The sequence below is a fragment of the Pseudoalteromonas sp. XMcav1-K genome (genome assembly GCF_044005875.1).
Classification (GTDB): Bacteria; Pseudomonadota; Gammaproteobacteria; order Enterobacterales; family Alteromonadaceae; genus Pseudoalteromonas; species Pseudoalteromonas spongiae.
This window is the reverse complement of sequence record NZ_JBIPJE010000041.1, coordinates 162,868-178,160: the sequence shown is the minus strand read 5'-3', so window position 1 is coordinate 178,160 and position 15,293 is coordinate 162,868. Positions and strand designations below refer to the sequence as shown.

The window sequence follows — 15,293 nt, the reverse complement described above, 5'->3', positions numbered from 1 at the left end:
CTCTGGGCACCATCTTTTAAAGATGACCAGTTTTAGTGTGCCTGCTTAGCTCAGTTGGTAGAGCAACTGACTTGTAATCAGTAGGTCGCCAGTTCGACTCCGGCAGCAGGCACCATTTATTTACTCGAAAGAGTGTACTTTAGCAGTACTAAAATAGCTAAGCCCAGATAGCTCAGTCAATAGAGCGATTTGGAATAGTATTGAAAATCATTTTTAAGATTTTCTAACTTACTGAATTTAAATGCCCAGATAGCTCAGTCGGTAGAGCAGAGGATTGAAAATCCTCGTGTCGGTGGTTCGATTCCGCCTCTGGGCACCACTTATTCTGAAACCCTGACCTTTAGGTCGGGGTTTTTTTATGTCTGAAATTTAGTGTTTTGCGAAATCTCATTATACCAATTGCATTAATTGATAGGTCACTTATTGCGACAGAGAAACGGTTCATAAACAAGGCGGAAAATTTAACATGTAGTTGTTCTACATAAGAATTTTTAACGCAGTTAATGAGGCGTTTAACTCGCTAGAATGACAAAGTAGTTAATAAAATTGGTATGAGTTCGATGAGAAAATACCTCCCTGTATTTTCCGAGCCATGCTGCGCATGTTCAAAATTGTTCCTGACAATTTTGTCCGCCTCAATTACCTAGAGCCACTTATTCTAAGTTCCTTTATTTATTTTTTCTTTTAACTTATACGCTTTGTAAGCGGCTGTTTTAAAATGACTTTAAGCTCTTGTATCTATTGGCGACTAGTTCAATTCTCTATTTGCTTGTCTCGTATTCGATTAAGTTTTGACGGTTAGCCATAATGATCTTATTGGCAGGTGTTTCTGTATTAGCAATGAATGTAAGTCTATGTAAAGTTTATTGAGACACTTCTTAGACAATTATTAAACTATGATATTGAAGATATTTATTCTCTAGTGAGAAGACACCATGGGCAACAGGTTGAAGCCGCTTTTCAAAGTAAATCTCGCTGTAGGTTTACTGATAACATTAGCTGGCTGTAATACAACAAATAAAATAACGTCAGATTATCGGGCTAACATAAATACCCCCGAAGCATGGCAGGCGCAAAGCCAATACTTGGCTGTGAAAGATAATTGGTTGAACGAATTGCAAAATACGCAAGCGTTCGAGTTGGTTGAAAAAGCACTTGCGAATAACCGCAGTTTGCAGCAAAAGGCGTTAGATATTGCGGTTTCGAAACAACAACTCATCGTGACTGGTAGTGATTTATGGCCAACACTTGATTTATCGCTTGCAAGTAATCGCCGCTATAATCCAACCACAGACAGCTACTCTAATGGTAATGGGTTAGACCTAAGTTTATCTTATGAATTGGATGTTTGGGGAAAACTATCGGCAAAAGAGCGAAATGCTAATTTAAATGTGATGGCACTAGAGGCCGACTACTTATCGCAAAAACAAGCATTAGTTGCTGCTGTCGTTAAAGCTTGGTTTGCCGTAATTGAGGCGAATAACCAAGTTGCACTTCTAAATGAACGGCTTGTGCTTGCACAACAAAATTTAGAGATCATTGAGTCGGGATACCGCCAAGGACTCAATGACGCGCTGGATGTGTACTTAACACGTAACGAACTTAACAACGAAAAATCTCGTTTAGTTGCACAGCAAAATACGCAAGTAGAGCGCATTAGGGATTTAGAGTTGCTGCTAGGTGACTACCCATCGGGTTTACTTTCGGTGACTGCTGAGCTTCCGCTATTAGCATCAGATATTCCACTTGGTATGCCGTCAGAGTTAATCACTCGAAAGCCATCGCTTATTGCAAGTTGGTACAGTTTGCTGGCAAAAGATGCGGCGCTTGCCTATGCCCATAAACAGCGTTTCCCTAGTTTAAAACTGACCGGCAGCATTGGGCCAGATAGCAATGATATTAGTGATTTGCTGGCTGGAGGCAATGTTGCGTGGTCGTTGGCGGGGTCACTTACTGCGCCATTATTTAATGCGGGCCGCTTAAAAGCTAACGAAGAAAAAGCATTGCTTGAACTAAATAAACAAGAACTTAGCTATTTAGATACTCTCTATTTAGCATTCCAAAGTGTTGAAAATGGCATTTCAGCCGAGCGTAATTTGCAGCAAAGGTATGAATCAACTTTACTCGCTGCTAATAACGCTAAGCTCGCTGAAACCTTATCATTTGAACAGTACTTGAAAGGTTTGGTGAGTTATACCACGGTACTTGATGCGCAGAAGCGTTCTTTTGACGCACAAAGTAGCTTAATAACGATAAAAAATTTACTGATAGCAAACCGTGTTGACTTACATGTTGCACTCGGTGGCGATTTTAACGTCGCAGAATTAAAGGAAAGCGCTAATGCCAATTAATAAAACACGATTCCCACGTTTTGTAATACCAGTTTTAATTTTGATTGTGGCGGGCATTATCGTCAGTGTTATTTTTAAAAATCCACCCACAGCCAAGCGTTTTGGTGGCGCTAAACAAGCGCAGCTTATTGTTGATGCAAAGACTATTGAACCGCGTTATTACCGAGTACAGGTAGCAAGCTATGGTATTGTAAAACCGCGCACGCAAAGTATTTTGGTGGCACAAGTGTCAGGCGAAATCAGCTTTATCAGCGATAGCTTGCGCGATGGTGGCTTTTTTGAAAAGGGTCAAATGTTACTCAGCATTGATAAGCGCGACTATCTTGCTGAAGTAAAAATTGCAGAGGCCAGTTTATTATCGGCAAAGCAAGCGTTAGTTGAAGAGCAGGCAAGAGGAAAACAAGCTCTGGCTGATTGGCAGCGTTTAGGAAGTGGCGATGCCCCCAGTGATTTAGTGTTACGTAAACCGCAATTAGCCGCGCAGCAGGCCAATGTATTGTCGGCACAAGCAAAACTTGAAAAAGCACAGCTTGCACTTGAGCGCACAAAAATTGTCGCGCCATTTTCTGGGCGTGTACTTAAAAAGCATGTTGATATTGGTCAGGTGGTGTCAAACAATGCCCAACTTGCCGAGATTTTTGCCACCGATAAAGTTGAAATTCGATTACCGATTAATAATAAAGATTTAGCCTTTATAAATTTGCCAGAAGTGTATCAAAGTGGTGAAAAAACAAATCAAAATAGCCTTGTTACGTTTAATTCAGATTTAATTGGCGAGCAAACATGGCAAGGCACCTTAGTGAGAACGGAAGGGGCAATTAATGATGCGTCACAACAGCTTTATGTAGTTGCTCAAATTGAAGACCCTTACTCAACGCCGGTATCGGGACAAAATCCAGTGAAAATTGGCCAATATGTTAGTGCTACTATTAAAGGTCGTGAAATTCCAAACGCCTTGGTCATTCCAAATAACGCGATTTATCAAGGTAGCTACGTTTATGTGTTGGATAAAGAAAATCAATTACTAAGAAAAGATATCTCTCTTGCTTGGCAGGGCGAAAGTGAGAGTTTGGTCGCGACCGGTTTAATGGCGAATGAGCGCTTGGTAGTAACACCGCTTGGTCAAGTAAGTAGTGGTACACGTGTTGCTGTTATTGGTGAAACGCCAGCAAAAAAACGCGACTCAGAGCAACGCGTAACTAAGTTAAAAGAAATTGCAAAACAGCGCGGAATTACCGTAGAGCAATTAAAAGCTGAACGTAAAGCCATGCGTGAACAGGAGAAAGCACTATGATCGCCTGGTTTACACGCAATCATGTTGCCGCAAACTTGTTGATGATCAGCATTTTAATCGGTGGCCTGTTTTCGCTAACAACACAATTACCGCTTGAAGTGTTCCCGTCGTTTGAAACCGACCGCATTAGCGTCAGCATGTCATTGCGCGGGGCAACACCGGAAGATGTAGAGCAAGGTATCACTATTCGCATAGAAGAAGCAGTGCAGGATTTGGAAGGCATTAAAGAAATCCGCAGTCGCTCCTCTGAAGGTTCGGCGTCAGTCACAATCGAAGTCGACACTGGTTACGACCCTCGCGATATGCTGGCCGACATAAAAAGTCGCGTAGATGCAATAAATACCTTTCCAAGTGATGCCGAAAAACCCGTAGTATCACTTGCCCAGCGCAAACGCGATGTGATTAACGTGACTGTTTCAGGCAATTATTCAGAGAAAGAAACCCGTGAATTTGCAGAGCAGGTTCGCGATGATTTATTGCGTATTCCGGGCGTAACTCAGCTTGAGCTTGACGGTGTTCGTAACTATGAAATTGCGGTCGAAATAAGCCAAGATAAACTGCGTCAATATCAATTAAGCATTGCAGATATTAGCAATGCGATTGACCGTTCAAGTGCCGATATTTCGGCGGGTAATTTACGCTCAAGTGGTGGTGATATTTTACTGCGCTCAAAAGGCCAAGCGTATTACAAAGATGAATTTGCAAGTATTATTGTAAAGAGCTTGCCAGATGGCTCACTGATCCGTTTATCTGATGTGGCTAATATTCAAGATGGCTTTGAAGAGTCACCTGTTCGCACGCGTTTTAATGGTAAACAAGCTGCGTTTATTGAGGTGTACCGCATTGGCGACCAAAGTGCGATTGATGTGGCTGATAAAGTAAAAGAGTATATTCAAAGTCAGCAAGGCAAATTACCCGCAGGGTACGAGCTAAGTTACTGGGATGATGACTCTGTTATCGTCAAAAATCGTATTTCAACATTAACCTCAAATGCATTACAAGGCGGCATTTTAGTGCTTGCTTTATTGACTTTATTTTTACGTCCCGCGATTGCGTTTTGGGTATTTATCGGTATTCCTGTGTCATTTATGGGCGCGTTTTTAGCCATGCCACTTTTTGGTATCACACTCAATATTATGAGTCTGTTTGGCTTTATCTTAGTGTTAGGTATTGTTGTTGATGATGCCATTGTTACCGGAGAAAACGTTTATACCCACTTAAATGGCTCTGAGTCAGGAGAGGAAGCGGCCATAAAAGGCACGCAAGAAGTTGCAACGCCAGTAACGTTTGGCATCTTAACCACAGTAGCGGCGTTTTTACCACTCGCATTTATTGATGGGGCTCGTGGCGCTTTATTTGCACAAATTCCGGTTGTTGTGATCCCAGTTCTGCTCATGTCGTTGGTGGAATCTAAATTTGTATTACCGGCTCACCTTAAGTACTTAAAGTTGCGTAAGGAAAAAGGGCAGGTAAGCAAATTTAGTCAGTTTCAACAGAACTTTGCTGATGGCTTTGAACGCAAAATTTTCAAATACTACCGTCCTCTTCTAAATAAAGCAGTGAGTAATAAAGGCATCACATTATCTTTATTTGTGGCGATATTTTTTATTATCTTGTCATTGATTATGAGCGGCTGGACTAAGTTTATTTTCTTTCCACGAATTCCGAGTGAAACCGTACGTGCAAACCTCACTTTACCAACAGGTACGCCTTTTAACGTGACGGCAAAATACATTGACTTAATGGCTGATAAAGCAGAGGTATTGCGAGAAAAGTATCGCGATCCCGATACCGGAGAGAGTGTTATTATAAATGTACTAGCTACCACGGGCGGGCGTGGTGGTGCAACAAACACCGGTGGCGTGCGTTTTGAAATAACGCCACCAGAATCTCGCGCCCTTGATATTGGCTCGCGCGAATTGGTATCCGAGTGGCGCGGTTTAATAGGGCAAATTCCAGGTGCTGAAACGCTAACATTTAGAGCTGAAATTGGTCGTTCAAGCGATCCAATTGATGTGCAACTAACGGGCATGTCTCTGACTACTTTGCAGGAAGTGGCCGACCAAGTTAAAAAGCATTTGGCAACGTACCCTACCGTTTTTGACATCGCAGATAGCTTAAGTGATGGTAAGCAAGAGTTACAATTGGAGCTTACTGCACAGGGTAAGGCGCTGGGTTTAACCCGTACGGATCTAACACGTCATGTACGAAATGCATTTTTCGGTGTTCAGGTGCAGCGTATTCAACGTGGTAGAGACGATGTGCGCGTCATGGTGCGTTTACCACTGAGTGAGCGCAGTTCACTTACTACATTAAATGCATTGCTGATTGATACGCCAAGTGGTGGTCAAGTACCGTTAAATCATGTGGCAACATTAACTCCGGGTAAAAGCCCATCGAGTATTTATCGTATTGACCGTTTCCGTACGGTAAATATCACCGCGGATATTGAAAAAGCCAATACGAATATGACCGTGTTGCAGGCAGAGCTAAAAGACTTTTTAGATGGCTTAGTTGCAAAGTATCCTGGTGTGCGTCATTCACTGGAAGGTGAAGCAAAAGAGCAGCGCGAGTCGTTTAGCTCCCTCGGATGGGCGCTGATTTTCGTATTTTTTGTCATTTACGCGCTGTTAGCGATACCTTTTAAATCGTATATTCAACCGCTTATTGTTATGAGTGTAATTCCTTTTGGCATGATTGGCGCGGTGCTAGGTCATTGGATAATGGCAATGGAACTAACCATTATGAGTTTACTCGGTATGCTTGCGTTAATTGGCGTAGTGGTTAACGACTCCTTGGTATTGGTTGATTATATTAATAAACGACGAAATGATGGCCATGATCTTATGGAAGCCGTGTTAACTGCAGGAGTATCCCGCTTTAGACCAGTAATGCTTACAAGTATTACCACGTTCTGTGGCTTAATGCCGTTATTGTTTGAACAGCAAACTCAAGCGCAGTTTTTAATTCCAATGGCCGTATCACTTGGCTTCGGTATAATTTTTGCCACGTTAATTACGCTAATTCTGGTGCCAGTAAATTACTTAATTGTTGAGAAGTTAAAGTCGGGATATGCAAAACTAACCGAGACAAATCAGCAAACAGCTTAAGTCGCGAGTTACTCTAGTGCCCTAAATATAGCGTACTGAGTGTACTTAAATTTATCGCATTCGAATGGCTATATTTGAGAACTTTGCGCATATTTGGTTGGCACTAAATCTGTTGATGTTCCTAAGGCAATAGGTTCGCTAATCAAAAACGTCATTTATAAAAAGGAGCTTCGGCTCCTTTTTTATTCTTTTTATCAAAACTTTTTCGTGATTACATTTAGTCACATGCCTTTTTCTATCTTACTGATAAATAAGTATTAAAAATACTATTGCAGTCAAATCAATAAACCTCTTATTAATATTTTGTATACAAAAGTGTAAAAAAGTATTAATTTATGTAGAAAGTATACAATATATTTTATATAAATTAACGCGTGTTACGAACTCTCACATCAGTAACACGTACGTAAATTATTTTTATAAATGGCGAGTAAAATAATGAAAACAAATAAATGGGGTTCTCAAACGGGCTTTAAAAAGGCATTACTACCTTTCACGATTTCTTCACTTCTTCTTGGTGCACCAGCACTTATGGCTGCCGAAGAAGATGCAGCAGCAGAACAAGTAGAACGTATTGCAATTACTGGTTCGCGTATTAAACGCGTTGATATGGAAGGGGCGTCACCGGTTATTTCAATTACTGCGGCCGATATGGAATTATCGGGCTTTTCAACAGTAAGTGATGTTTTACGTAACTCAACACTAAACAGTTTTGGCTCATTTGGTGGCGCATCAAACAATGGGTGGAGCTCGCAAGCGCAAGTTGCACTGCGTGGTGCCGATCCTCGTCAAACTTTGGTTTTAATCGATGGCGTTAGACTGACTAAATCACCAGTTACGGGCGGCTCTGCAAACTTAAATATGATCCCAACTGCGGCAATTCAGCGCATTGATATTCTAACTGATGGTGCGTCGGCGGTGTACGGTTCAGATGCCGTAGCGGGTGTAATCAACGTAATTTTAAAACGCGATTATGAGGGTGCTGAGTTTTCAGCAAAACTTGAAACGCCAGATACAATTGATAGTGGCGATTCGCAGCGTTATACGTTTACAGCTGGTGGTTCGTCAGATAAAACATCGTTTGTATTTGCTTGGGAGCACTATAAAGAAGAGCAAGTTCTATACGCTGACTTACCTTATGCGAAAGCGCAACTTAAAGAAGAAGGGTTAGATCCACGTTATCTTGATAACTGGCATGGTATTAGTCCAACAGGTCGCGCATTAGAGCAATGGAGCAACGGTTGGGTAACACAATCACTGAACCAAGAAAATAACTGTGATGTATATAACGGCCAAGGCTCTGGCACATTTATCGGTCCATTAACGCGTTTATCTGATGAAAGCTACTCAATTTGTGGTTACGACTGGACGCAAGCGGCACAAGTTTTACCAGAAACGCGTCGTGACTCTGTAATGGCTAACTTCACTTATTCATTAACTGAAGATACAAGCATGTTTGTTCGCGGTATGTGGATGAACCAAAATACAGTCGATGTTTCGGCCGGCGACCCTGCATGGTTCCCAGTAGATGACGCATTGCCAGCACGCACAATTACCACATCAGATGGTACAACACTTAACTTAACGCCGGTGGAAGCGGGCGGTTGGTTCGGCTACCGTATGAATTCAGCGGGCGACCGTACTGCAGATCACAATGACAACTCGCTTGATTTAGCAGTTGGTTTTGACGGTAACTTTGGTGATGTTTACTGGGACCTAAGTGCGAACTATGCACGTTACGATGCATTTACTTGGGGCACAAATTACACAAGTACGCCACAGCTTTCAGGTTCAGTAGGTGGTTTTGATGACGACGGTGTATGGCAAGGTTGGGATCCGCGTGACCCTGAATCTCGTCCACCAGCATCAGTATCAGCAAACTTTGATAAGTTCCGCCGTGCAACACAAACAGCCGTTCGCGGTGGTTTACAATTTGATATCGTAGAATTACCGGCAGGTGCACTGTCAACTTATGTTGGTGCATCACATACCCGTGAAACTTACTACAGCAAAATCGATGGTCAGGCTGAAGCGGGTAACGTAAGTGGCGGTAACGGCGGTAGCGGTGGTGTTGGTTCACGTACTGTTTCAGCAGCATTTACTGAGGTTGCTATTCCTGTTATTGAAGGCATGGAAGTGAAACTAGCAGCTCGTTATGATGATTACAGCGACTTTGGTGGCACATTTAACCCTCAAGCAAATATTAGTTACCGTCCAATCGATAGTCTATTACTTCGCGCTTCAATAGGTAGTGGTTTCCAAGCACCATTATTAACCGATTTATACAGCGATGTAGTGCGCGGTTATGCTGAAAACGAAGTAGATTTTATTGGCTGTTATCAAGATGGCATTAGTATTGGCGATTGTGAATATCGTACATCTTACTGGGCAAGTTCAGGTGGTAACCCAGACTTAGAGCCAGAAGAATCAGATAACACTAACTTGGGTGTAGTTTGGCAGTTCTCAGACGGTTGGTCACTTTCAGCCGATTACTGGACGCTTGATGTAGAAGGCCGTGTAGATACGATTGACCACGAATTACTGCAAATTATGCAAATTCAAATTTGGGAAACTGAAGGTCAAAACGTACCAATTTCAGCGCGTTTACCGGGTGTTGATATTCTTTACCGTGGTGACAATGTTTCTGAAATTATCAGCCCATTAGCAAACGCTGGTTTACGCGAAAGTGCTGGCCTTGATATGACACTGACAGGTAAGTTTGACTTTGAAGCTGCAGGTGAACTTGATTTTGACCTAAATTGGTCGCACATGGTGGCGTATAAAACCAGCTTTATTAATGAAGAAGGTGGTGTAGAGCTTGGTGAAGACGAACTTGGTGATGTTTACCGTCCACAAGATCGAATCAACGCTAACATCACTTGGTCACTTGGCGATCACGCTGTAAACCTATACTCATACTACATTTCTGCACAAGAAAATGCGTATGTTGATGATAACGGTGAAAAGCAAGTTACCAATGAGCTGGATTCGTTTACTGGTCACAACTTAACGTATACCTACAACGCGCCGTGGGATGCAACTGTGTCAATTGCTGCGTTAAATGTACTTGATGAAGATACGCCACGCGAAACCAGTTCACCGCGTGAACCTGTGTTATCGCTTTATGATGTGCGTGGTCGTGTATTTACGTTGAACTACACACAGCGTTTCTAACATCAACCTAATTATTAACTCTCTTAATTTCCCTGGAGTTAGTTAGCGAAAGCCCAGTTTAATAACTGGGCTTTTTTTGTTGTTGCTGCTGTAAAAGGGTGGAGTGGTTAGTTATGAGGCCATGTTTGTGTGCCATCAACCGGTAATTCAGGTTGATTTAAATTCGAGCAATAACCTGTGCCGTCACTTGTGTAAAATACTTCAGCTAGTTCGTTAAAACCGTTCGATTTTACCTGTGTTTGCGCTTTATCTGATACGGTGAATCCGTACATGGTAAACCACTTGGTTAAATCAAACTGCGTAATGTGGCTCAATGAAATATACAGCCAATCGTTGCGCGCAATACTGGCAACTTCCGCTCGGGTGTAATTGGCAAAGCCCAAGCCTACTTTTTTACTTTCCCACGCGCTATCTGAATCATCAGCTCGATAAAATTCTCGTTCCCAAATATGCAGACGTGGGTAAACAAACCAGCCGTTATTTAGCGTGTTTTGTGCTTGTGCGGCCATCATAAGCTGCATGTAAATAGCATGATGTTCAGACCAGCTTTTCGTTAAGTTAGCTTGCATATAAGCGACAGGGTCGGCATCAAGTTTACTTTGCTGCAGCGTATTAAATAGCTCTTTAAACGGTAGGCTTTGGCAGCTTGCAGACTCACCTGTTTCATCTTCGTAAACTGATTTACTAAAGTACGAATAAAAGTTTGTATTGGAGTGACCGCCATAGCCTTCAAAGCGCATGCTACCACGTTCTATGCCATGGCCAAGTTCGTGTAAGTCACCATGACCCGTTGGGCTAAAGTTCCAGCCTGCATCATATGGGTTACCACTACAGCCCCAGCCACAAGTGGGTTGGTCGGCATTCATATGCTTAACAATATCAATGGTATCAACGTCCAAACCACGAGCGGTTACAAAGTCGTGTATTTCTGGTTCAACATCAATGCCAGGTCCTTTAAAACCTGCAAGCACATGCACTAAGTTATGAGTATAGCGTGATGTTGCATTGGCAAAGTCAGATGCCACAGGCCAAATGCTACCAGCTAGCGATGCTTCTAATTTAGTCAGTTTCGAATGCACTTCAAAGCCGGGGGTTGCAATTTCTGCCCAGTCATAATCGCCGCTTGCCATACGCTCTGCAAAAATGGCGTCGTCAGCTTTATTGCGCCAGTGCGGGTGACGACCAATGTGGGTAAAGCTAAAGCTCACATCCACATCTTTTTTATTAAATGCGATTTGAATTGGCCCACCATAACTTGAAGTAAGGGTAATTGATTCGTTGGGTTTTACTTCAATTTTTTGCGTTTGCAGTAGATAAGGTCGGTTGTATTTATTTTCATTAAATATATGCGTTGCGCCGGTACGCAGCGTATTAATAAATACATGGGTTGAAACATCTTGGGTGTCGGTGCGTGTCACGGTAAAGCTTTGCCCAGGAATAGCGTACACCCCAGCAGAACGAAAGTATGGTTTTGCCGTTAGCGTAACTGAAGCATGCTCTGGGGTAATGTGACTGAAATCAGAGCGACTAAAGTTACCCATATCTGGCTGAATAGGGTTGATATCTCGTACATTGTAAACCGCGTAATCGGCATACAAAGATTTAAAAAATGAGGTAGTGTCCGTCGCGGTTTTATCCATCGGGAAACTAACCGTTTGACGATAATGATCAGCCAGTAAAATCAGCAGTTTATTTAAACGATAGTCAGCACTTGTAAAAATATTACGTTTTTCACTATCAAACCTGTTAAACATTGCTTTGACGGCATCGGCACCGGCAAAAAATTCGCTCTGAGTATTTGATTCTGCAGGGCAGCTGCGCGTTTCACAATTTGATAAATCGACATTAAAATTACCCGCTTTAAAATTATTTAGCAGGGTATTTATTGCCACCATATCGCTTGGCAAGGTATTAAATACTGTACCTGAATTAAAGTCATCCAAGTAAAGCTTCCACCAATAATTATCATTTTGATGGCTAATATTTAGCAGTTGTAATAACTTACGGCCATGATCGCCAATACCACCATCATACTGGATGTATATTACAGGGATATCTTGTTCAAGTGCCGAGCTAACCGCATCTAAAACGGCTTGTTTGTCATCACCATCACGCACCATACGAGAAATAATAATTACATCGGGCTTAGCAGCAATACACTGAGCTAGTTTAGTGCCATCGCAATCACCTTCTTGGTTGTAAGACACATTACTGTAGTTATTATCAAGCCACGCGCGCGTTAAACTGCGGTCTCTAAACCAGTAGCTTTCGTCAAGCTGAGTTAGCACCACATTAAATTGGTTTTTAGTGGCTGTGGATGTTTGTGTAAGCCAATCAAATGCATTGGTCATAAAGGTTAGCATTTGGTCGTTTACCGTGTTTCTAAATGGGTTGCCACCATATGCGAGGTATCTGCCTGTGTTTTCAGTTTTACTGCCGGCAATTGCGATAGGTAATATTCTATCTGGCCCGCCAGATTGATTTGAGTTGGTGGTGTAAAGCACAGTATCGTTAAACGGGTATTGGCCTTGTAAAATGGCTGCGTCATGCGTTGGGTCCCAATCAATCGCGGTTAGCACGCTACCTTGTTCATTTTGTTTAAACAATTGTGATTTAATCGTGTTAAAACGCGCCTGATGTGACGATAACTCGTTAATAGCAGCATTTAAGATGGTTTCACTTTCCTTAACAACTAAGGCATTACCGGTTTCAATGGCAATTGTCAGCCAGCTCTTTTCAACTTCTAAATTGAGTGATTGAGTATTACTTTCTTTACCGTCAGATAAGCTAAACGTTAATTGCTGTGAGCCAACATTGTCATCACTCGCACTGCCCGTAAGCGTCTTAGTATTTTGATTAAACGAAAGCCATGTTGGCAAATTAACTGGGGTAATAGTGATTGTATCGTTATCATCGTCTTTAACATTTAGCGCTTGGCTAAATGGTTCATCCGCTCGTGTTTTAGCTGTTGTTGTGAGCAGTACAGGCAGATTGTTAATTGCTTCAACGGTTATCTCAATAGTGAGTGTTGCTTCGGACTTACCGTCAGAAACGCTAATTGCAATATTAGAATACGTTGCCACGTTATCTTTAGTTGGCGTACCAAATAGGCGACCCGTTTTATTATCAAAACTTAGCCAATTTGGTAAGTTTTTCACGCTAAAGTTAAGACTATCCCCATCGCTATCTTTCGTGGTTGGAATAAATTCGTAAGCCGTGTTTACTACCGCATTCGAAGGCGAGCCTGAAATTTCAGGTGGGTTATTGGTAATTGGCGCAGCATCAACGGTAATGCTCACGGTCATACTCGCAGTGTCTTTGCCGTCATTAACGGTAATTACAATATTGTTATAGGTACCAACGTTTTGTTCATGCGGCGTTCCGTAAATTTCACCCGTAATAGTATTAAACGCAGCCCAACTTGGCAGATTACTTACACTAAAGCGTAAAGTGTCACCATCAGCATCACTTGCGGTTGGAATAAACGAGTAAGCAGAGTTAGCTTGTGCATTCGTAGGTGTACCTGAAATTTCAGGTGGGTTATTGGTAATTGGTGCAGCATCCACGGTAATGCTCACCGTCAAACTTGCAGTATCTTTGCCGTCATTAACGGTAATTGCAATATCGTTATAGGTACCAACGCTTTGTTCATGCGGCGTTCCGTAGATTTCACCTGTTATAGTATTAAACGCAGCCCAACTTGGTAGATTACTTACACTAAAGCGTAAAGTGTCACCATCAGCATCACTTGCGGTTGGAATAAACGAGTAAGGATAATTAGCTTGTGCAGTAGTCGGTGTGCCCGAAATCACCGGTGCAGTATTAGTAGGTTCGGTTGCTAATACAGTAATCGAAAAGGTTAGTTTGCTTTGTAGCTTGCCGTCACTTACAGTTAGGTTGATGTTATTGTGTTGTCCAACATTGTCGCCTGATGGGGTGCCACTAAAAGTGGTGTTTGACTCATCAAACGAAAGCCATGTTGGAAGGTTATTAACCTTAAATGAGAGTGTATCATTTTCTTTATCGGTAACAGAAAGTACAAATGTATATGCTTTGTTTTCATATGCGTTTGGCGGCGTGCCTGAAATTTCAGGCGCTGTATTAGGCTCGCTATTATCTGATACTGTGATATCAAACATACCACTCACGCTGTATTCACCGTCAGAAATTGTGATTTTTATATCTTTATAGACACCTAAGTCACTTATTTCGGGTGTACCTGTTATTTCGCCGGTAACATTGTCAAAGCTGAGCCAACTCGGTGCATTGTTGATTGCCATAGCGAGCGTATCATTTTGCGCATCGCTGATAATAGGCGTATAAGAAAACGCGCTATCAACAATGGCTGTTTGGTCACTGACTTTGATACTTGGTGGCGTATTCAAGCCTGTGTTGCTTTGTACTTTAATATCAAAACTAAAAGCGACTTGGTTAACACCATCATGCACATTGAGTACTACATTTCGATGAGTGCCAACATCCTGCAAATTAGGCGTGCCGCTTAACCTAGCTGTTTGCAGGTCAAACTCAGCCCAAGTTGGTGCATTTTCAATTGTAAAGGTAAGAACGTCGTTTTCTTTATCGTAAATGGTAGGAGTAAAACTAAATGCTTTACCAGCATAAGCACTTGGGATCTGACCTGACACAACAGGCGCTGTATTGGTTTCTTGCGAGTCAATGACTTGAAGGCTGTATGTATAAGTTGATGAGCCTTTGCCATCCGATGCAATCAATTCGAATGTAGTACTTCCTAAATCCGTCACGGTTGGTGTGCCTGTGAGTATGTTATTAGAAAGCGTCAACCAACTGGGCAAATTGTTCGCACTTATTGAAACAAGGTCGTTGTCTTTATCTGTAACAGTTGGTTTAAACTCGAACATTTTGCCAACAAAGGCATTGTCTGGCTCGCCAGTTAATGTAGGAGGAGTGTTGAGTACTATTTGCGTATTCTCTTCGCTGCTATCGCCACCACCACAGCCCGATAATGTAAGAGATGCAACAGCAAGAAAGATTGCACTGATGTTTTTCATTGTTATTGTTGTTAATTTTGCATTTAAGTTGAGTTTTAACTCTAACATTTGTGCAATAACAGAGGTATAACCAAAAAGTTGGTTTTTTAAGCTATGAATCAAAAAGTTAGCTTAAGGTAGAAAGGGAAATCATAAAGCAAGGAAGGTGTTCCCAAAAGTGCGGTATCAGGTGTCAGCCCTTGAACCCTAAGGCTCAAGGCGGAGCGCAGTTAGTTACCGTAGGCTTCTCGGTACATGCCGAGCTTGCGCAATAGCAATCTGAACTGGGTTCCTAAGAAAAGTTTATCGGCTCAGGGACGTAACCTTTCTCCAACACTCGAGGGAACACCTTTAT

At 42.1% G+C, this 15,293-nt stretch carries 5 protein-coding genes, 2 tRNA genes and 1 other RNA gene; 6 read left to right on the top strand and 2 right to left on the bottom strand.

The genetic code is table 11. The features are described from left to right. Window positions 1-39 precede the first annotated feature (39 nt). The 6 genes from ACHSBP_RS10200 to ACHSBP_RS10175 all read left to right on the top strand — a co-directional run bounded on the left by ACHSBP_RS10200 (window position 40) and on the right by ACHSBP_RS10175 (window position 9,929). A tRNA-Thr gene (locus ACHSBP_RS10200) sits at window positions 40-115 on the top strand. A gap of 128 nt (window positions 116-243) precedes the next feature. Then, a tRNA-Phe gene (locus ACHSBP_RS10195) sits at window positions 244-319 on the top strand. Between the two features lie 616 nt (window positions 320-935). Then, window positions 936-2,351: an efflux transporter outer membrane subunit gene (locus ACHSBP_RS10190; RefSeq protein WP_395388775.1), complete on the top strand. Its 1,416-nt coding sequence runs from the start codon at window positions 936-938 to the stop codon at window positions 2,349-2,351. Next, window positions 2,341-3,645, top strand: a complete 1,305-nt coding sequence (locus ACHSBP_RS10185; protein WP_395388774.1) for an efflux RND transporter periplasmic adaptor subunit — start codon at window positions 2,341-2,343, stop codon at window positions 3,643-3,645. Before ACHSBP_RS10190 ends, ACHSBP_RS10185 begins: the two co-directional genes overlap by 11 nt. Beyond that, window positions 3,642-6,755, top strand: a complete 3,114-nt coding sequence (locus ACHSBP_RS10180; protein ID WP_395388773.1) for an efflux RND transporter permease subunit — start codon at window positions 3,642-3,644, stop codon at window positions 6,753-6,755. Before ACHSBP_RS10185 ends, ACHSBP_RS10180 begins: the two co-directional genes overlap by 4 nt. Window positions 6,756-7,193: 438 nt before the next feature. Beyond that, window positions 7,194-9,929 carry a TonB-dependent siderophore receptor gene (locus ACHSBP_RS10175; protein ID WP_010559628.1) on the top strand — a complete coding sequence of 912 codons (2,736 nt, stop codon included), beginning with the start codon at window positions 7,194-7,196 and terminating at the stop codon, window positions 9,927-9,929. Between the two features lie 107 nt (window positions 9,930-10,036). Here the strand turns inward: ACHSBP_RS10175 and ACHSBP_RS10170 are convergent, their stop codons facing one another. After that, the gene (locus tag ACHSBP_RS10170) at window positions 10,037-14,959 is read right to left on the bottom strand and encodes an ImpA family metalloprotease (RefSeq protein ID WP_395388772.1); all 4,923 of its coding nucleotides are present in this window, start codon (window positions 14,957-14,959) and stop codon (window positions 10,037-10,039) included. A 144-nt stretch (window positions 14,960-15,103) separates the two neighbouring features. Continuing rightward, window positions 15,104-15,286, bottom strand: a non-coding RNA gene (gene ssrS, locus ACHSBP_RS10165) — 6S RNA. Between the last annotated feature and the right edge of the window lie 7 nt (window positions 15,287-15,293).

Excerpts from the sequence above, each read along its gene's own strand:
- ACHSBP_RS10190 (WP_395388775.1), top strand. The coding sequence starts at position 936 with ATGGGCAACAGGTTGAAGCCGCTTTTCAAAGTAAATCTCGCTGTAGGT.
- ACHSBP_RS10185 (WP_395388774.1), top strand. The coding sequence starts at position 2,341 with ATGCCAATTAATAAAACACGATTCCCACGTTTTGTAATACCAGTTTTA.
- ACHSBP_RS10180 (WP_395388773.1), top strand. The coding sequence starts at position 3,642 with ATGATCGCCTGGTTTACACGCAATCATGTTGCCGCAAACTTGTTGATG.
- ACHSBP_RS10175 (WP_010559628.1), top strand. The coding sequence starts at position 7,194 with ATGAAAACAAATAAATGGGGTTCTCAAACGGGCTTTAAAAAGGCATTA.
- ACHSBP_RS10170 (WP_395388772.1), bottom strand. The coding sequence starts at position 14,959 with ATGAAAAACATCAGTGCAATCTTTCTTGCTGTTGCATCTCTTACATTA.